This is a genomic window from Nocardioides pacificus (genome assembly GCF_054775955.1).
The window spans coordinates 1,368,715-1,385,711 of record NZ_BAAHCI010000005.1; the positions used below are offsets into that span (position 1 = coordinate 1,368,715).

15 protein-coding genes are annotated in these 16,997 nt (G+C 70.9%); 7 read left to right on the top strand and 8 right to left on the bottom strand.

Going from position 1 to position 16,997, the window contains the following annotated elements; all coding sequences use genetic code 11:
• Positions 1-40: 40 nt before the first annotated feature.
• Complete coding sequence (locus tag ACYU7L_RS09215; RefSeq protein WP_460795323.1) at positions 41-1,267, top strand: hypothetical protein; 1,227 nt, start codon at positions 41-43, stop codon at positions 1,265-1,267.
• 115 nt (positions 1,268-1,382) lie between these two features.
• Positions 1,383-2,159, top strand: a complete 777-nt coding sequence (locus ACYU7L_RS09220) for an SDR family NAD(P)-dependent oxidoreductase (protein WP_460796642.1) — start codon at positions 1,383-1,385, stop codon at positions 2,157-2,159.
• Between the two features lie 126 nt (positions 2,160-2,285).
• On the opposite strand, the gene ACYU7L_RS09225 is transcribed toward ACYU7L_RS09220, so the two are convergent.
• Positions 2,286-2,942 carry a methyltransferase domain-containing protein gene (locus ACYU7L_RS09225; RefSeq protein ID WP_460795325.1) on the bottom strand — a complete coding sequence of 219 codons (657 nt, stop codon included), beginning with the start codon at positions 2,940-2,942 and terminating at the stop codon, positions 2,286-2,288.
• 124 nt (positions 2,943-3,066) lie between these two features.
• Between ACYU7L_RS09225 and hflX the strand changes: the two genes are divergently transcribed.
• The 3 genes from hflX (at position 3,067) to ACYU7L_RS09240 (ending at position 9,128) form a co-directional block, all read left to right on the top strand.
• Positions 3,067-4,635, top strand: a complete 1,569-nt coding sequence (gene hflX, locus ACYU7L_RS09230) for a GTPase HflX (protein ID WP_460795327.1) — start codon at positions 3,067-3,069, stop codon at positions 4,633-4,635.
• Positions 4,636-4,722: 87 nt separating this feature from the next.
• Positions 4,723-7,014, top strand: coding sequence for a protein translocase subunit SecD (secD, locus tag ACYU7L_RS09235; protein WP_460795329.1), 2,292 nt, complete (start codon positions 4,723-4,725; stop codon positions 7,012-7,014).
• Between the two features lie 65 nt (positions 7,015-7,079).
• Positions 7,080-9,128, top strand: coding sequence for an ATP-dependent DNA helicase (locus ACYU7L_RS09240; RefSeq protein ID WP_460795332.1), 2,049 nt, complete (start codon positions 7,080-7,082; stop codon positions 9,126-9,128).
• A gap of 29 nt (positions 9,129-9,157) precedes the next feature.
• Here the strand turns inward: ACYU7L_RS09240 and ACYU7L_RS09245 are convergent, their stop codons facing one another.
• From ACYU7L_RS09245 to lexA, 5 genes are all read right to left on the bottom strand, one after another.
• Positions 9,158-9,607 (bottom strand): DivIVA domain-containing protein, encoded by a 450-nt coding sequence (locus ACYU7L_RS09245; RefSeq protein WP_460795334.1) that lies wholly within the window; start codon positions 9,605-9,607, stop codon positions 9,158-9,160.
• A 40-nt stretch (positions 9,608-9,647) separates the two neighbouring features.
• The gene (locus tag ACYU7L_RS09250; RefSeq protein WP_460795337.1) at positions 9,648-10,985 is read right to left on the bottom strand and encodes an alkaline phosphatase family protein; all 1,338 of its coding nucleotides are present in this window, start codon (positions 10,983-10,985) and stop codon (positions 9,648-9,650) included.
• On the bottom strand, positions 10,985-12,697 hold the full coding sequence (locus tag ACYU7L_RS09255; RefSeq protein WP_460795340.1) for an alkaline phosphatase D family protein: 1,713 nt from the start codon (positions 12,695-12,697) through the stop codon (positions 10,985-10,987). The genes ACYU7L_RS09250 and ACYU7L_RS09255 overlap by 1 nt, the downstream gene beginning before the upstream one ends.
• A 100-nt stretch (positions 12,698-12,797) precedes the next feature.
• Positions 12,798-13,586 carry a phosphatase PAP2 family protein gene (locus ACYU7L_RS09260; protein ID WP_460795344.1) on the bottom strand — a complete coding sequence of 263 codons (789 nt, stop codon included), beginning with the start codon at positions 13,584-13,586 and terminating at the stop codon, positions 12,798-12,800.
• A gap of 78 nt (positions 13,587-13,664) precedes the next feature.
• Positions 13,665-14,459 (bottom strand): transcriptional repressor LexA, encoded by a 795-nt coding sequence (gene lexA, locus ACYU7L_RS09265; RefSeq protein WP_460795347.1) that lies wholly within the window; start codon positions 14,457-14,459, stop codon positions 13,665-13,667.
• Between the two features lie 389 nt (positions 14,460-14,848).
• Between lexA and ACYU7L_RS09270 the strand changes: the two genes are divergently transcribed.
• Complete coding sequence (locus tag ACYU7L_RS09270) at positions 14,849-15,139, top strand: LysM peptidoglycan-binding domain-containing protein (protein ID WP_460795349.1); 291 nt, start codon at positions 14,849-14,851, stop codon at positions 15,137-15,139.
• Positions 15,140-15,177: 38 nt separating this feature from the next.
• Here ACYU7L_RS09270 and ACYU7L_RS09275 read toward each other — a convergent pair whose 3' ends face one another.
• Together ACYU7L_RS09275 and ACYU7L_RS09280 are read right to left on the bottom strand one after the other, a co-directional pair.
• Positions 15,178-15,510: a hypothetical protein gene (locus ACYU7L_RS09275; protein ID WP_460795351.1), complete on the bottom strand. Its 333-nt coding sequence runs from the start codon at positions 15,508-15,510 to the stop codon at positions 15,178-15,180.
• 78 nt (positions 15,511-15,588) lie between these two features.
• Complete coding sequence (locus tag ACYU7L_RS09280) at positions 15,589-16,044, bottom strand: hypothetical protein (protein ID WP_460795353.1); 456 nt, start codon at positions 16,042-16,044, stop codon at positions 15,589-15,591.
• A 355-nt stretch (positions 16,045-16,399) separates the two neighbouring features.
• Here ACYU7L_RS09280 and nrdR point away from each other — a divergent pair, with 355 nt between their 5' ends.
• Positions 16,400-16,900 (top strand): transcriptional regulator NrdR, encoded by a 501-nt coding sequence (gene nrdR / locus ACYU7L_RS09285; protein WP_460796644.1) that lies wholly within the window; start codon positions 16,400-16,402, stop codon positions 16,898-16,900.
• Positions 16,901-16,997 lie beyond the last annotated feature (97 nt).

The window sequence follows — 16,997 nt, forward strand, 5'->3', positions numbered from 1 at the left end:
GAGCAGAAGCACCCCGCAACCACCTGAGAGAGGCACAGCGATGTCCGACGACCAGTCCCGCGGGGACGACAACCTGGGCGAGAACCCGAACCCCCAGGCGCCCCCGCCGTGGGGTCCCTCCAGCGATGAGGCACTGACGCGACGTCCGGGGATGGGCGGACCGTCCAGCAACCCGGGATCCGGTGACGCCGGCGCCCCGGGCCAGCCGTTCGGTCAGGGACCCGGGGGCCAGCACTCCGGAGGCCAGCCGCCCGTCGGGCAGCCCCCGCTGGGCCAGCCCGGCTACGCCCAGCAGCCGCCGTACGGTCAGCAGCCCCCCTATGGACAGCAGCCGCCCTACGGCCAGCCGCCGCAGCAGGGCTACGGCCAGCAGCCGCCGTACGGTCAGCAGCAACCCCCCTACGTCCAGCAGCCGCCCTACGGCCAGCCCGGCTACGGCGGCGGTGGCTACCAGGGGCCGCCGTCCGGTCCCGGCGGGTACGGCGGTGGGCCCGGCGGCGGTGCGCCGAAGAAGAACCGCACGGTGCTCTATGTCGCCATCGGCGTGCTCGTGGTCCTGCTCGGCGTCGGTGGTACGGCGCTCGCGGTGGCGCTGAGCGGCGGCGACGACGACGACAAGACCGCCACCAAGACCACGGAGTCGGCGGAGCCCACCGACGAGGCCACCGATGAGGCCACGGACGAGGCGACCGATGAGGCCACGGACGAGGCGACCGACGAGGCCACGGACGGCGGCGACACGGACGAGCCGTCCTTCTCGGTGACGCCCAACGGTGAGCGCTTCGCGGCCGAGACCAGCTCCGAGGTCTCCGAGGTCTGCAACGGCGCCATCATGAACAACGCGGCCGCCTACAACGCCAAGGACCCGAAGGTGTGGGTCTACCAGCAGAGCACCTCGAGCGAGTACTGGTACTCCACCTACCTCTCCTACGACCTCGACTGGAAGCCGGACTACGAGGACTACGACGAGGTCAGTGTGGTCGGGTGCCTGAAGGTCATCGAGGGCACCGAGAAGACCGAGAAGCAGTGCACGGCCGAGGACTACGAGGACAAGAAGTTCACCTACGACTACCAGTCGGCGGAGTACCAGCTGGTCCTCGTGGAGGCGAAGACCGCGAAGCAGATCTCCGACGGCGGCCGGGTCACCGGCTCCGCCGGCAACTGCCCGACCGTGGTGTTCGGGGACGGCAGCGAGGCGGAGATCGCGCAGCCGGACGCGAGCGAGGTCGAGGCGCTGGTCGAGGAGTTCATCGCATCGGCCTCCTGATCGACTGATCGACTGCAGGATCGGCCTGGGGCTGGGTCCGGGTGGCACACCGCCGCTCGTGCCCAGCCCCTTCTGCGTGAGCCCCTGTGCGTCGGCCCCTATGCTTCGGCCCATGATGGACATCACAGGAGCCAGTGCAATCGTCACCGGCGGCGCGTCCGGGATCGGCGCAGCCGCCGCCCGGCAGCTCGCCGCCAAGGGAGCCAAGGTCGTCGTCGCCGACCTGCAGGCCGACAAGGGGGAGGCGCTCGCCGCCGAGATCGGGGGCGTCTTCGCCCAGGTCGACGTCACCGACACCGCCCAGATCCAGGCCGCCGTCGAGAAGGCCGTCGAGCTCGGCCCGCTCCGCGCGGTGGTCAACTCCGCCGGCATCGGCTGGGCCCAGCGCACGATCGGCCGCGACGGCGAGTTCGGCTCGGCCCACGACCTCGCGGCGTTCAGCAAGGTCATCGCGATCAACCTGATCGGCACCTTCGACTGCGTCCGCCTGGCCGCCACCGCGATGAGCCGCAACGAGCCGACCGCCACCGGCGAGCGCGGTGCGATCGTCAACCTCGCCAGCGTCGCCGCCTTCGACGGCCAGATCGGCCAGGCCGCCTACTCCGCCTCCAAGGGCGGCGTCGTCGGCATGACCCTCCCCGTCGCCCGCGACCTGTCGGCCTCCGGCATCCGCCTCAACACGGTCGCCCCCGGCCTCATCGACACCCCGATCTATGGCGAGGGCCCCGACTCGGAGGCCTTCAAGGCCAAGCTCGGCGAGAGCGTGCTCTACCCCAAGCGCCTCGGAAACCCCGACGAGCTCGCGAGCATGGTCGTCGAGTGCCTGCTCAACACCTACATGAACGGCGAGACCGTCCGCGTCGACGGCGGGATCCGGATGCCCCCGAAGTAGCGGGCTGCCCCTGCTCGTTTCACGAGTTAACTCGTGATCACGTCACTTCCCACATGAACCTTCGTGTGGGAAGTGTGCGTTTCACGAGGTAACTCGTGAAACGGCCAGCACCACCGGCCCCACCCGTCACACGGCGCGCAGGTGGGCGAGGGCGCCGCGCTCGAAGGAGCGGACCTCGACCAGCTCGAGGCGGGGGAGCGCATGGGCGAGCTCGGCCCAGAGCTCGTGCATCTGGGCTGCCGTGCCCAGCTGGAGTACGGCGTGCCCGCCGGGCGCGAGATGGGCGTCGGCGAGGGCGAGGCAGGAGCGGGCGAGGTCGAGGCCCAGGTCGCCCCCGTCGATGGCCAGGACCGGGTCCTCGGGGAACGTGCCGACGTCGGCGCGCCGCACCCACGGCGGGTCGGCCAGGATCAGCGCGAACATCTCGCCGGGCTCGACGGCCTCGTCCATCGGGGCGCAGCGCAGGTCGACGGGGATGCCGGCGTCGGCGGCGTTGTCGCGGGCGAAGCCGCAGGCCACGGGGTCGACGTCGACCTGGACCAGGTCGCGTCCCGTCAGCCGCGCCAGGGCGAGGCCCATGTGGCCCGCGCCGCTGCAGACCTCCAGCGCCGGCCCCTCGGGCGCGTCCCGCGACAGCGAGGCCAGCCACTCGGGCTGTGCGATCGTCCAGGGCCGCGGCTCGAGGATCCGTCGATCCCACCTGATCCGCAGCCCGCCGAACTCGAGCTCACGGGCAGTGGAAGCGGCCTCGGGGCCGGCCACCGGGTCGGTGCTCTGCTGCATCAACGCTCCTCGTCAGATTGTGGCCCGGGTACGACGGGTACCGGGCCCAGATGACAGTCCCCGTGTCTGCCCTCGGCGAAACCGTGTCGCCAACCGCACCGTGCCGATCTACTCTGGTGAGCGTATGACTAACGCACACGACTTCAACCTCGACGCCGAGCTCGCCGCCACCACCACGTGGGACCGCGAGGACCCTGACACCAGCGCTCACCCGGACACGGACGTCGATGACGGTTTCGAGTCCGGCTACGCCGACGACCTCGACGACCTCGACGACGACACACCAGACGAGCCCGTCTCCTACGACGGTCCCGACCCCGAGGAGCTCACCCTCGGCGCCCAGGAGCTGGCCGAGCGCCATGCCCTGCGCCGGGTTGCGACGCTGCGCACCGAGCTCGAGGACATCTCCGAGGTCGAGTACCGCCAGCTGCGCCTCGAGCGCGTGGTGCTGGTCGGCGTATGGACCGAGGGATCGGTCGAGGACGCCGAGAACTCGATGGCCGAGCTCGCTCTGCTCGCCGAGACCGCCGGCTCCGAGGTGCTCGACGCGATCTACCAGCGCCGCCAGAAGCCCGACCCGGCCACCTACATCGGCCGAGGCAAGGTCGACGGCCTGCGCGAGATCGTCCAGGCCAACGGCGCCGACACCGTCATCCTCGACGGGGACCTCGCGCCCAGCCAGCTGAGGAACCTCGAGGACAAGCTCAAGGTCAAGTGCGTCGACCGGACCGCGCTGATCCTCGACATCTTCGCCCAGCACGCGAAGTCCCGCGAGGGCCAGGCCCAGGTGGAGCTGGCGCAGCTGCAGTACATGAAGCAGCGCCTGCGCGGCTGGGGTGGCAACCTCTCCCGCCAGGCCGGTGGCCGCGCCGCCGGCGGTGAGGGCATCGGTGGCCGTGGCCCCGGTGAGACCAAGATCGAGACCGACCGGCGCCGGATCAACACCAAGATCGCCAAGCTGCGCCGGGACCTGCGCGACATGAAGGGCACCCGCGACACCAAGCGCGCGGAGCGGGTCCGGCACTCGATCCCCAGCGTCGCGATCGCGGGCTACACCAACGCCGGCAAGTCCAGCCTGCTCAACCGGCTCACCGACGCCGGCGTGCTGGTGGAGGACTCCCTGTTCGCGACCCTCGACCCCACGACGCGTCGTACGACGACCTCCGACGGCCGCATCTACACGATGTCCGACACGGTCGGGTTCGTCCGGCACCTGCCCCACCAGCTGGTCGAGGCGTTCCGCTCGACGCTGGAGGAGGTCGCCGACTCCGACCTCGTGCTGCACGTCGTCGACGGCTCGCACCCCGATCCCGAGGGCCAGATCTCCGCGGTGCGCGAGGTCCTCGCCGACATCGGCGCCGACAAGGTCCCCGAGCTGATCGTCATCAACAAGGCCGACGCGGCCGACCCGATGGTGATCGCCCGGCTGCGTCAGCGCGAGCCGCACTCGGTCGTGGTCAGCGCCCGCACCGGCGAGGGCATCGCCGACGCGCTCGCGGTGATCGAGTCGGAGCTGCCGCGCCCCGGGGTCGAGTTCAGCGTGCTGCTGCCCTACGAGCGCGGCGACCTTGTCAACCGGATCCACCAGCAGGGCGAGATCGGCTCGCTGGAGCACACCGCCGACGGGACCCTGGTCACGGGCCGGGCGCACGAGGATCTGGCCGGCGAGCTGGCGGCGTACGCCGTCGACTGACGCGGATCCGGCGATGCGGGATCGGCGGCCCCGGATTCGATGACCCCGGATTCGGTGACCTAGGGCACGTCAGGGAAGATGGCCGACATGTCACGTGGTGTCCTCGTACGTCTGCTTCTCGTCCTCGGCCTCCTAGCCGGGTGTGCGGCCATCGCCATCAAGATCGAGCCCCGTCTGGGGCTCGATCTGCGTGGTGGGGCGCAGTACATCCTCCAGGCCGAGGACTCCGACCGGGCCGAGGCGACCCCGGAGAACGTGGACAAGGTCATCGAGGTGCTCCGCGGACGCGTCGACGCCCTCGGTGTCTCCGAGCCGACCCTGGTCCGCCAGGGTGACGACCGGATCCTCGTCGAGATGCCCGGCATCTCCGAGGAGGACGCGGCCAACGCCGAGGAGGTGCTTGGTCAGACCGCCCAGCTCACCGTGCACCCGGTCGTGACGACCGTGGCCCTGCCGGCCGAGGGCGAGCCGGCACCCGAGCCCAGCGAGAAGGGCAACTTCATCTATCCCGAGCTCGATGACGGGGAGCCCACGGGCACCGCGCTCGAGGTCGGTCCGGTCGCGCTGCGCGGCGACGAGATCTCGGGGGCCGACGCTGCCCTGCGAGAGGTGGAGTGGGTCGTCAACGTCGACTTCACCGGCGAGGGCTCCAAGGCGTTCGGCGAGCTCAGCGCCACGGCAGCCTGCGCCACCGGCGACCCCAACCGGATCGCGATCGTCCTCGACGGCCAGGTCATCTCCTCGCCAGGGGTCAACGTCGGCTGCGGCAGCAACATCACCGGGAGCACCGAGATCAGCGGCGGCTTCAGCTCTGAGACCGCCAAGCAGCTCTCGGTCCTGATCGAGGGCGGCTCGCTGCCGCTGCCGGTCGAGTTCATCTCCCAGCGCCAGGTCGGCCCCACCCTGGGTGACGCCGCGATCGACGCCTCCATCGAGGCGGGCATCATCGGCCTGATCCTGACCGGGCTCTTCATCATCGTCGTCTACCGCTTCGTCGGCTTCCTCGCCACGCTCGCGCTCACGACGTACGCCCTGCTCTCCTTCGCCTTCCTGCTCGCCTTCGGCGCCACCCTGACGCTGCCCGGCCTCGCCGGGTTCGTGCTCGCGATCGGCATGGCGATCGACGCCAACGTGCTGGTCTTCGAGAGAGCCCGGGAGGAGTACGCCGCCAACCGGGCCGCGGGCATGCGCAAGGCGCTCAAGGTCGGCTTCGACAAGGCGTGGAGCGCGATCATCGACTCCAACGTCACCACGTTGCTGGCCGCGGGGCTGCTGTTCTTCCTGGCCTCGGGCCCGGTCAAGGGTTTCGGTGTCACGCTCTCCATCGGTGTCGTGGCCTCGATGATCTCCGCGCTGATCATCGCCCGGGTGCTGACCGAGGTCGGCGTGAGCATCCCGTTCGTCCAGAAGAACCCCAAGATCACCGGCCTGTCGGACACCGGCCGCGCCCGCAAGTGGCTCGAGCGCAAGAACCCCGACCTGATGTCGCGCAGCAAGCTGTGGCTCGGCATCTCCGCCGCCGCACTCGTGCTCGCCATCACCGGTATCGCAACGCAGGGCCTCAACTACGGCGTCGAGTTCTCCGGTGGTCGCACGATGGACTACTCGCTGAGCCAGGACGTCTCGGTCGACGAGGCTCGGGCCGCTGTCGAGGACGCAGGCTTCGCGGAGGCGGTCGTCCAGGGCGCCGACACCGGGGACATCACGGTCCGCACCGGCAGGATCACCGACGCCGAGGAGGAGTCGATCCGTGCCTCGTTGGCCGAGATCGGCGGCGAGGTGACGCTCGAGGACAGCCAGGAGATCGGCGCAAGCCTCGGCGAGGAGCTGCGCAACAAGGCGCTGATCGCCTTCGGCGTCGCGCTGCTGGCCCAGATGCTCTACCTCGCCGTGCGCTTCAAGTGGACGATCGGTCTCTCCGCCGTGGCCGCCATGGCCCACGACGTGGCGATCGTGGTCGGCGTCTTCGCCTGGCTGGGCAAGCCCATCGACGGCGTCTTCCTGGCGGCCGCGATGACGATCATCGGTCTCTCGGTCAACGACACCGTGGTCGTGTTCGACCGGATCCGTGAGCGCTGGTTCGGCTCGCGCGACGAGGAGTACGCCCAGATCGCCAACACCGCCTGCCTCGAGACCATGCCGCGCACGATCAACACCGGCCTGGGCACGATGTTCATCCTGGGGGCCCTCGCGGTCCTGGGCGGCGACTCGCTGCGCGACTTCTCCATCGCGCTGCTGCTCGGTCTGATCATCGGCACCTACTCATCGGTGTTCACGGCTGCGCCGCTGTCGATCATGCTCCACAAGAAGTGGCCGATGTCGCGGGCCGCGAAGGTCAAGGTCGAGCGCGACCCCGAGGACTCCGGAGCGGTGGTCTGAGCCTCCTGTCCACAGCCCGTCGACGGCCCCGAGGGCCTGTCGGCGGGCGCGGCTAGGGTTCTGGGGTGCCCGCAGTGACGTCCCCGCCCGATACCAGCTCGCCAGATCCCAGCCCGCACGCCCCCGAGGGGCCGGCGCCCTCCGCGCGTGCGCTGAAGGTCCGCGAGGTCCTGGGGTCGGCGGTCTCGGCCCTCGGCGGCAGCGAGCGCGGCGGCCAGATCCAGATGGCCGAGGCCGTCGCGGACGCGATGGAGCAGGGCCAGCACCTGCTGGTCCAGGCCGGCACCGGCACCGGCAAGTCGCTGGGCTACCTCGTGCCCAGCCTGCTGCACCACGACCGCGTGGTCGTCGCCACCGCCACGCTGGCGCTGCAGCACCAGCTCGTCGAGCGCGACCTGCCGCGCCTGGTCGAGGCGGTGGGCGACCTCGTCGACGACACGTCGTACGCCGTGCTCAAGGGCCGCTCCAACTACGCCTGCCTGCACCGCATCCGCGAGGGCGTGCCCGACGACCAGGGCGCGCTGGTCGACCTCCCCGAGTCGTCGCAGGGCGCCGAGGTGCTCAAGCTCCGCGCCTGGGCCGAGGAGGAGGCCGAGCGGGCCGGCACCGGTGAGCGCGACGCAGCCCCGCGCCACACGGAGCGGATCTGGCGCCAGGTCAGCGTCAGCGCGCGCGAGTGCCTGGGCGCCGCCAAGTGCGCGTACGGCGCGGAGTGCTTCGCCGAACGGGCCAAGGAGCGCGCCGGCAAGTCCCAGCTGATCATCACCAACCACTCCCTGCTGGCGATCGACGCCATCGAGGGGGTGCCGATGATCCCCGACTACGACGTCGTGGTGATCGACGAGGCCCACGAGCTGACCGCGCGGGTGACCCAGGCCGCCACGGACGAGATCACCGTCAACGAGATCGAGCGCGCCTCCCGTCGGGCCCAGCGCCATGTGGACGGCGACCAGGCCGACGAGCTCGGCGATGCGGCGGAGGCGCTGCGCAGCGCCCTCGACGCGCTTGATCCCGGCCGGATCCAGCGGATGTCCGAGGAACTCTCCGACGCCCTGGTGCTGGTGCGCGACGCGGCCCGTGCCTGCATCTCGGCCTTCGCCAAGGACGGGGAGGGCGAGGCCGACGCCGGCAAGACGCAGGCCAAGGGGATGGTCCAGGAGCTGTTCACCCACGCGGAGCGGATGGCCGCCGACCTCGACTCCGACGTGCTGTGGCTCTCCGAGGCCCGCGACCGGATCCCCGCGCGGCTGTGCGTGGCTCCGCTGCAGGTGTGGGGGCAGATGCGCGACAAGCTGCTCAGCGAGAAGACCGTGGTCTTCACCAGCGCGACGCTGATGCTCGGCGGCGACTTCAACTCCGTGGCCACCAGCGTCGGGCTCAAGCCGTCCGAGCGCGACTCCGTGCTCGGCGAGCGCGCCGACTCGCCCCCCGAGGGCGTCCTGCCCTGGCGCGGCCTCGACGTGGGCTCGCCGTTCGACTACGGCCGGCAGGGCATCCTCTACGTCGCCCGTCACCTGCCGCCGCCCGGCCGCGACGGGCTGGGGGAGCGCCAGCTCGACGAGATCGTCGAGCTCATCGACGCCTCCGACGGTCGTGCGCTCGGGCTCTTCTCGTCACGCCGCGCCGCCGAGGCCGCCGCGGAGGCGGTCCGCACCCGGCTGCCCCACCTGACGACGCTCGCCCAGGGCGACGCTCAGCTGCCCGAGCTCGCCAAGCAGTTCGTCGAGGACCCGCACACTTGCCTGTTCGGGACGCTCAGCCTCTGGCAGGGCCTCGACGTGCCCGGCGACACCTGCCAGCTGGTGCTGATCGACCGGATCCCGTTCCCGCGCCCCGACGACCCGCTGATGTCAGCGCGCCAGCAGGCCGTGGACAAGTCGGGCGGCAACGGCTTCATGCAGGTCGCGGCGACCCATGCCGCGCTGCTGCTGGCCCAGGGGGCCGGGCGGTTGATCCGCACCACGTCCGACAAGGGCGTGGTCGCGGTGCTCGACCCGCGGCTGGCGACCGCGCGCTACGGCGGATTCCTGAAGGCGAGCCTGCCGGCGATGTGGCCCACGACCGACCCGGCGGTGGTCCGCAAGGCCCTCAAGCGGCTCTCCGAGACCGCCTGAGCGGTCTGCAGCCTCTCTCAGGTGCCTGCTCAGAGGAAGGCGGACACCACGAAGAACGACACCAGCGAGACCACCAGGATCAGCGCGGTCATCCGCGCCCAGGCCGGTGCGCCGGACTCGCTGGTCCGTGGCGGCGTCGGTCGTGCGTCGCGCAGCTCGGGGGGCAGATCGGCGTCCGGACCGGCCGGCCCGGACGCGGGCGCACCGGTGCGCCAGCCGCCGTCCCTCTCCAGTCGAGCGGGGGGCTGCCGGGTGCGCAGATAACCCAGCATCGAGTCCAGCCAGACGTGGACCTGGTCGATGTCATAGGACGCCTCGTGCTCGAGCACCGTGAAGCGTGCGTCGAGGAGGTCGTCGGTCGACACGGCGGGTGGCGACTGCGCGATCGCGGTCTGCACCCGCGCGATGAAGGCGTCGACCTCCGCGGGGTCATAGCCCTCACGGAGGCGGCGGGCGGTGAAGCGGGGCGCGGAGTCCATGTGCAGACGCTAGCGCCCCGCTCGTGAGGAGGGACAGCGCCTAGCCCAGTCGGCTGCGTCCGTCCCAGCCGCCACCCTTCGGTGCGCCCCGTAGCCCGAAGAAGTCCGCCAGCGTCGGCGCGACGTCGACGGTGGTCGCCCGCACCGAGGAGCTGCCGCGGCGCACCGCGGGGTGGCCTCCCGCGAGGAAGAACGGGATCGGCCGGGTGGCGGGGTGCCCGTGGTTGCCGGGGATCGGGTTCGCCACGACGTGCGGGTCGCTGAAGCGCCAGCCGGCCCTGCAGTAGACGACCACGTCGCCGGCCTCGGGGCCGAGCCGCAGCCCCCGCGCCCGGGCCCGGTCGTGGGCGGCGAGCACGCCCGTGGTGCCGCGGGCCAGCTCCAGCATCCGGGCGACGCCGCGGGCTCGGCCCGACGCCGGTCCGGTCCAGTAGAGGAGATCGGCGCCCCCGTTCTGCGCCACCGCCACGTTGCCGGCGAGCACCGGGTCCTCGCCGAGCGGGCCGCTGAGCGAGATCACCCGATGGGGGAGCGACCAGTCCATCGAGTGGTCGGCCAGCACCAGGACCAGGGAGCGGTCCCAGCGCCCGGTCTCCTTCAGCATCCGGAGGAACCGCCCGACCTGGAGGTCGGTGGAGGCCAGGGCGGCACGGCGCAGCAGCTGCAGGGAGCCGCCGGTGAGGTCGCTGTGGCCGACCCGGTCGACGTCGCCGAAGTTCACGAACACCAGGTGCGGGTCGAAGGCCTCCACCATCTCCAGCGCCGCCTCGGTGGTGAAGTGGTCGGGCGCGTGGTCGGTGATCGGGATCAGCGGCGCCGGCTCCCAGCGGTGGGTGGCGCGGGTGCCGAAGATGCCGTAGAGGTACTCCTTGCTCAGCACCGTCCCCGTGCGGAAGCCCTGCCGGTTCATCCGGTTGATCACCGTGTCCACCCGGATGTCACGCGCCCGGTCGAGCTTGCGGGTGTCACCGAGGACCCGGTCGTAGATCTCGTTGGCGGGCACGCCGCTGCGGTCGGGCCGCACCCCGGTCATCATCATCACGTGGTTGGGCAGCGTCTCCATGATCGGCAGCGACGACGCCCGCGGGAAGTGCCGCCCGCCCTCACGAAGCGCGTGCAGGTTCGGCATCAGCCCGCTGTCGATCTCGTCGGGACGGCAGCCGTCGACCACCAGCACGTAGGCCCGTCGCCGGGTACGACGCGGGGCGGTCCGGGCCAGCGCGGGATCCGCCAGGGCGGTCGAGAAGGCCAACCCCAGCCCTCCGGCGCCCGCCACCTTGAGCAGCGAGCGGCGCCCGGTCGTCACCTGGGCCGCGCCCTCGGCGAAGCGCTCGCCCTGGACGCTGCCCGCGGCGCCCGGGGCGCTCGTCGTACACATCAGGCACCCACCGGGGCGTCGACGCGGACGACCTTGTTGGTGCCGGCCAGCGTGGCGAACGACGCTGTCCACTTGGAGGCGGCCCGCCGGTCGGCGCGGTCGCCGATCACGAACCAGTCCATCTGCACGCGCTTGGGGGTGACGTCGAGGACGCAGTAGCCGTGGTCGTCGAAGTTGAGGTACTTGATGTGCGGGTTCGCGGTCTTGATGATCGTCTCCACGGTGATGCTGAGGGTATGCGGCTTCACGTTGAGGATGTCCTTGAGGTTGTTGGAGGTCACCGACGAGCACACGAACTCCACGCCGGCGGTCTCGCGCTTGAGGGGATAGGCCCCACGGTCGTAGGGCAGGTCGCTGGCCCAGCCGGAGTGGATGTCGCCGGTGAGGAAGACCGTGTCGGTGATCCCGTGGTCGCGGATGTGGGCGAAGAGCTCGCGCCGGTCGTCGGTGTAGCCGTCCCACTGGTCGACGTTGTAGGGGGCTCCGTCGCGCGGCACGAGGTGGGTGACGTCGTTGAGCGGGTCGACGAGGTCGTTGGGCAGGGCGCCGAAGGTGACCGGTGCGATCATCACCGGGTTGCCGATCAGCTTCCACTGCGCACGGTCCTGCCGCAGGGACGTCTTGAGCCAGTCCAGCTGCGCCCGGCCGGTGATGGAGCGGTCGGGGTCGCTGACGGCCGGGTCGAGCACGGGTACGGCGACCGCCTGGTCGCGGTAGGTGCGCAGGTCCAGCAGGCTGAGCTCGGCGAGGGTGCCGAACTGCAGCCGCCGGAACAGCCGGGTGCCGTCACCGAGGGCTGCGGTGTCGTTGAGGCGCACCGGCATCCACTCGTCGTAGGCGCGGTGGGCGCGGGCCCGTCGCCGACGGAAGTCACCCTCGCCCTCGTTGTGGTTCTCCGCGCCGTCGCGCCACGTGTCGTTGGTGACCTCGTGGTCATCCCAGATCACGATGAACGGCGCCTTGACGTGCAGCGCCTGCAGGTCGGGGTCTTGCTTGTACTGCGCGTGACGCTGGCGATAGTCGGCCAGCGAGACGATCTCGGTCGCTGGCCGGTGCGTGCGGACGTTGACGTTGTCGCTGCCCATCCCGTAGTCGCCGGCGGGGTACTCGTAGAGGTAGTCGCCCAGGTGCAGCACTGCCTGGACGTCGTCGCGTGCCGCGAGGTGGCGATAGGCGCTGAACCAGCCGGCCTGCAGGTTCGCGCACGAGACCACACCGAAGCGCAGCCGGGACGGCGTGGCGGTGCGGGCCGGCGCGGTGCGGGTGCGCCCCACCCGGCTGCGCTGCCCGCGGAGCGTGAACCGGTAGTAGTACCAGCGGCCCGGCTTGAGCCCGTCGGCGTCCACCTTGACCGTGTGGTCGCGCGAGGGGCCGGTCTGGAACGACCCGCGGCGCACGATCTTGCGGAAGCGCCGGTCGGAGGCCACCTCCCAGGTGACGCTGACCCGGGGACCCTTGCCCGAACCGGGCACGCTCGCCGCGGTCGGGGTGACGCGGGTCCACAGGACGACCCGGTCGGGCATCGGGTCGCCCGAGGCGACGCCGTGCTGGAACACGGACCGCCGACTCGTGGCGGCGGTCGCCCGGCGGGTAGGGGACAGGGCAAGGGCAGCGCCGGCCCCGGCGGCTCCGGCCCCGGTGGCGAGCACGGTACGGCGGGGGAGGGTCTCGGGCGGCGACAGTGGCTCGGATGGCCTGGTTGGCGTGGTCACGGCTCATTCAACGACGCAGGAGGCCGTTGGTCTCACCGAGAACGCCCGGTGTCACCCGATGTTCACCGAGGGTTCGGACGTGCCCCGGGTCCGGGATGCCTCAGGCGTCGACGAGCGGGCGCCGGGCGGCCCAGCGGTCCGCGAGCCAGAACCCGGCCAGCACGACCAGCCAACCCACCACGGCGTCCAGCACCCAGTGGTTGCCGGTGCCGACGATCACGATCGCGGTGACCAGCGCATAGAGCCAGCCGCCCGACCGGACGAGCGGGTGGCGCACTTCGCGGTGCACCACGATCGCCACCCACAGCGCCCACCCCGCGTGCAGTGAGGGGAAGGCCGCCAGCTGGTTGGTCAGGTCGCCGAGGCCCTTGGGTGCCGAGGCATCGGCGCCCCACCAGCCGTCAGCGGCATGCAGGTGCAGGACGTCGACGTAGCCGTCGACCAGGCGCGGCGGAGCAGTGGGCAGCAGCAGGTACATCACCAGGCCCAGGACGGTGGCCGCCAGCAGCGCCGTCCGCGCCGGGACGTAGGCCGCCCGGCCCCGGAGGTAGAGCCAGACCAGCGCGACCAGGGTGACGACGTAGTGCGCCGTGGCATACCAGTAGGAAGCGGCCAGCCCCGCCCAGGAGACCGCCGCGAACCACTGGTTGAGCCCGACCTCGATGTCGAGTCCGATCAGGCGCTCGAGGTGGAGCAGCTGGATCGCCCGCTCGTGAGCGGGCTCGAACGCGTCGTCGGCCACCAGTCTGCTGGCGCTGTAGGCGACGTAGAGGGAGGCCAGGACCGCGAGCTCGAGGAGCCCTCGACGCAGCCGAGGGCTCGGCGCCAGCGCGGTCCGCGCTGACGCCCATGGGCGGGGTGCCGCCTCCGGTCGACGTGTGATCGTCACTCCCCCCACCCTCCTGCAGGCTGCCCGGACTGCCCATCAGGAATGACCCTGACGGCTCCCGCGCCCGACCCCGAGGGGTCACATGCGACGCAGGACTGCCGTGACCTTACCGAGTATTGTGGCGTGAGTCCCGTCAATTGGCTCGTACGCCGTGTTGTGGGGCAGCAGCCAGACCTGACCGTCCTTGCGCTGGAAGGTCTTGACGGTGGCCTCGCCGTCGATCATGGCGGCCACGATCTCGCCGTTGTTGGCGGTCGGCTGCTGGCGGATCACGACGTAGTCGCCGTTGCAGATCGCAGCGTCGATCATCGAGTCACCCGAGACCTCGAGCAGGAAGAGCGTGCCGTCGCCGACGAGCTGCTTGGGCAGGGGGAAGACGTCCTCCACCCGCTCCTCGGCCAGGATCGGGCCACCTGCCGCGATCCGGCCGACGACGGGCACGTTGATCGCGGCCGGCATCGCGTCGCCGATGCCGGTGGGGTCGAAGTCCTCCTCGACGACCGGGTCGGGCGCCGACATGGAGCGGCGAGCCGCCATCACCTCGGGCAGGAAGACCTCGATGGCCCGAGGGCGGTTGGGGTCGCGCTTGAGGAAGCCCTTCTCCTCGAGCACCTTGAGCTGGTGTGCGACCGACGAGGAGCTGGTCAGCCCGACCTTCTCACCGATCTCGCGCATGCTCGGCGGATAGCCGCGCATCTCGATGGAGTCCCGGATGACGTTGAGCACCCGCTGCTGACGGGGGGTCAGGCCGGTGGCGTCGGGCGGTCCGTCGGGCAGGACGGCGACCTTGCCGGCGACCTTGCCGGCGCCCTTGCCTGGCGGCTTCGCCTTGGTCGTGCCGCCGTCGTTGTCGGAGCCCTTGCCTGTGGCCATCTGCTGCGCCTCTCTGCTTGCGTGACGCGGCCGCACCGCCGCGCCCGTCGATGTCCTTACCGTAGACCGCCGACAGGGGCAGGTTCAAACATCTGTTCGAAGGGCGTGTCGGCGCGCCCCTCTTGATTCGTTCGAACACATGCTCTAACTTCGAGCATGTGTTCGATCGAACGTCTGATCGAGTGACTCCCCAGGTCCGGAGGGACTGTCGGTGGTCACTTGTAGACACAGGTCGACACGGCAGCACCGTCGGGCAACCCGTCCGATACGACCGCCGTCTTCCCCTGGAGGTCCCCATGAGCAGCATCGCCGTCCACACCGTTCGACAGCTTCCCGTTCCCCGGCAGTCCGTTCGTCGGCAGTCCGTTCGCCAGCGACCCGCGCCTCAGATGCGGCTGACTCGCCGTGGTCGCGCGGTCGTGGTGGGAGGGGCGGTCTCGCTGATGCTTGCGGTCGGCGTGGTGTTGGGCGATGGCTCCGTGGCGACCGAGAAGGCCGGCGCGGCGCCCGAGACCCGCGTGGTGGCGGTCGCTCCGGGGGACACCCTGTGGGGCATCGCGAGCGAGATTGCGGCCCCGGGCGACACGCGCGACGTGGTCGACGAGATCCAGCGTCTCAACGCCCTCGACTCGGCTGCGGTCATGGCGGGCCAGCGCCTGCGGGTCCCCGTGCTCGACTGATAGAGCCTCGACCGACCGTGCCCACCCAGGGTCGTCCGTCAGCGGGCGGCGCGCCGACCGCCGGTCGGACGAGGACGCTCGTCAGGCGGGCGGGTGATGCCAAGCTCGCGCAGGACGCGGCTCCCGAGCAGCAGCGCGGTGAACAGGCAGACGATGGCGCCGAACGAGGCGAGGATCAGGAAGCCCCAGGCGCCTGCGTCCCCGCCGCGTGCCGTGCTCCCGAAGTCGATCGCCGCGCTGACGAGATAGCCCCAGGCGATGATCGTGAGGGTGATGCCCAGGGCCAGCAGCATCAGCAGTCCACGCTTCTTGCGCGGCTCGGCTGCGGCCCGACGGGCGCCCGCCCGCTTGCCCTTCGTCCCCGTGCTCACGCTCACCATTCTCCTCGTATGTCCCGCGGTGAGCCTATCCGTCGCGTCGAACGAGCGGGCGACGAGTGGTCGGGCGGTCTACTCCATCACGATGTTGTAGCTCACCAGGCCGTCAGCCTCGTCGTCGATCGCCTGGATGACGGCGGTGTCCGCTCCCTTGACCAGGACGTGCGCCGATGCGCCGGCCGTGCTGTTGTCCTTCCAGCCCTTGTCGACGAGCTTGGCGACGGCCTCGTCGACGGCAGCCTCCACCTCCGAGTCGGGGGACACCAAGATGTTGAAGCTCGTGCCGGTGTCGGTCTCCTCGCTGGCTGTGGAGACGAGCTCGCCGGCGATCACAGGGGCGTCGGCCTCCGGGTAGCCGTCGGGCAGAGCGTCAGGGTCCGGCACCTCGCCGGTCCCGGTGGGGGACTCGAGGACGGGGCCGGCGTCCTGATCGGGCTCGTCGTCGGAGCTGCAGCCCACGAGGCTCAGTCCGGGCAGGAGAAGCAGGGCGAGGGTCAGTGCGCCGGTGCGCGACGTACGACGGCTCATGGAGTCACCTTCGGTTCGAGTCAGCGTGAGTCACCAGTCAAGCAGGTCGGGCAATGTCGCTACCAACCCGCTGACCTGCACTTTTCCGGAGGGGGTGGCGGCCGGCCAGAACTGGTCCGTACGACACGCCGGGCGCGCTTGCCTTAACTCCGGCCCGGGCGTACGGTTCCACTACATCTAGTAGTTACACCGTTGTGGTTATCCACATCTAGTTCACAATCGACTAGGGGATAGCCCACAGGTAGCCGCTTGTTATCCACAGAAGACGCAGCGTTCTCCACAGCCACGACCGCCCCGCGAGGGTCTCTGTGGCATGCCCGGAGGACGCCGTACGACGCCCGAGAGGAGCACCGCGATGCACTGTCCCTACTGCCGGAACACCGACACCAAGGTGCTCGACTCGCGCGTCGCCGACGACGGCGGCTCGATTCGCCGTCGCCGCACCTGCTCGGCCTGCAAGAAGCGGTTCACGACCGTGGAGCAGATGCAGCTGACCGTGCTCAAGCGGTCGGGTGCCACCGAGCCGTTCACCCGGGAGAAGGCGATCTCCGGTGTCCGCAAGGCCTGCAAGGGCCGACCGGTCACCGCGGACCAGCTCGACTGCCTGGGGCAGACGGTGGAGGACACACTGCGCAGTGAAGGCTGGGCGGAGGTCCCGGCGCACGAGGTCGGGCTCGCGATCCTCGGCCCCCTGCGTCAGCTGGACGAGGTCGCCTATCTCCGCTTCGCGAGCGTCTACCGGGCCTTCGAGTCCGCGGATGACTTCGAGGCCGAGATCGCGATGCTGCGAGCCGAGCGCGAGCCGCTGGCCGACCCGAGTGTCGGTGGCGTGCGCGACCCTCAGCCGACGGGCTGACCACAGACCGCCCGGCACGTAGTGGGGAAGCTGCGTGCCGGGCGCACCACGTTGAGACAGCTAGATCCCGCACCGGAGATGACCAGGCCCGGTGCGG

Bases quoted from the DNA above. Each gene is read 5' to 3' on its own strand.
- ACYU7L_RS09250 (WP_460795337.1), bottom strand. From the start codon at position 10,985: ATGTGTACGACGAGCGCCCCGGGCGCCGCGGGCAGCGTCCAGGGCGAG.
- ACYU7L_RS09280 (WP_460795353.1), bottom strand. From the start codon at position 16,044: ATGAGCCGTCGTACGTCGCGCACCGGCGCACTGACCCTCGCCCTGCTT.
- lexA (WP_460795347.1), bottom strand. From the start codon at position 14,459: ATGGCCACAGGCAAGGGCTCCGACAACGACGGCGGCACGACCAAGGCG.
- ACYU7L_RS09215 (WP_460795323.1), top strand. From the start codon at position 41: ATGTCCGACGACCAGTCCCGCGGGGACGACAACCTGGGCGAGAACCCG.
- nrdR (WP_460796644.1), top strand. From the start codon at position 16,400: ATGCACTGTCCCTACTGCCGGAACACCGACACCAAGGTGCTCGACTCG.
- ACYU7L_RS09270 (WP_460795349.1), top strand. From the start codon at position 14,849: ATGCGGCTGACTCGCCGTGGTCGCGCGGTCGTGGTGGGAGGGGCGGTC.
- ACYU7L_RS09245 (WP_460795334.1), bottom strand. From the start codon at position 9,607: ATGGACTCCGCGCCCCGCTTCACCGCCCGCCGCCTCCGTGAGGGCTAT.
- ACYU7L_RS09220 (WP_460796642.1), top strand. From the start codon at position 1,383: ATGGACATCACAGGAGCCAGTGCAATCGTCACCGGCGGCGCGTCCGGG.
- hflX (WP_460795327.1), top strand. From the start codon at position 3,067: ATGACTAACGCACACGACTTCAACCTCGACGCCGAGCTCGCCGCCACC.
- ACYU7L_RS09225 (WP_460795325.1), bottom strand. From the start codon at position 2,942: ATGCAGCAGAGCACCGACCCGGTGGCCGGCCCCGAGGCCGCTTCCACT.
- secD (WP_460795329.1), top strand. From the start codon at position 4,723: ATGTCACGTGGTGTCCTCGTACGTCTGCTTCTCGTCCTCGGCCTCCTA.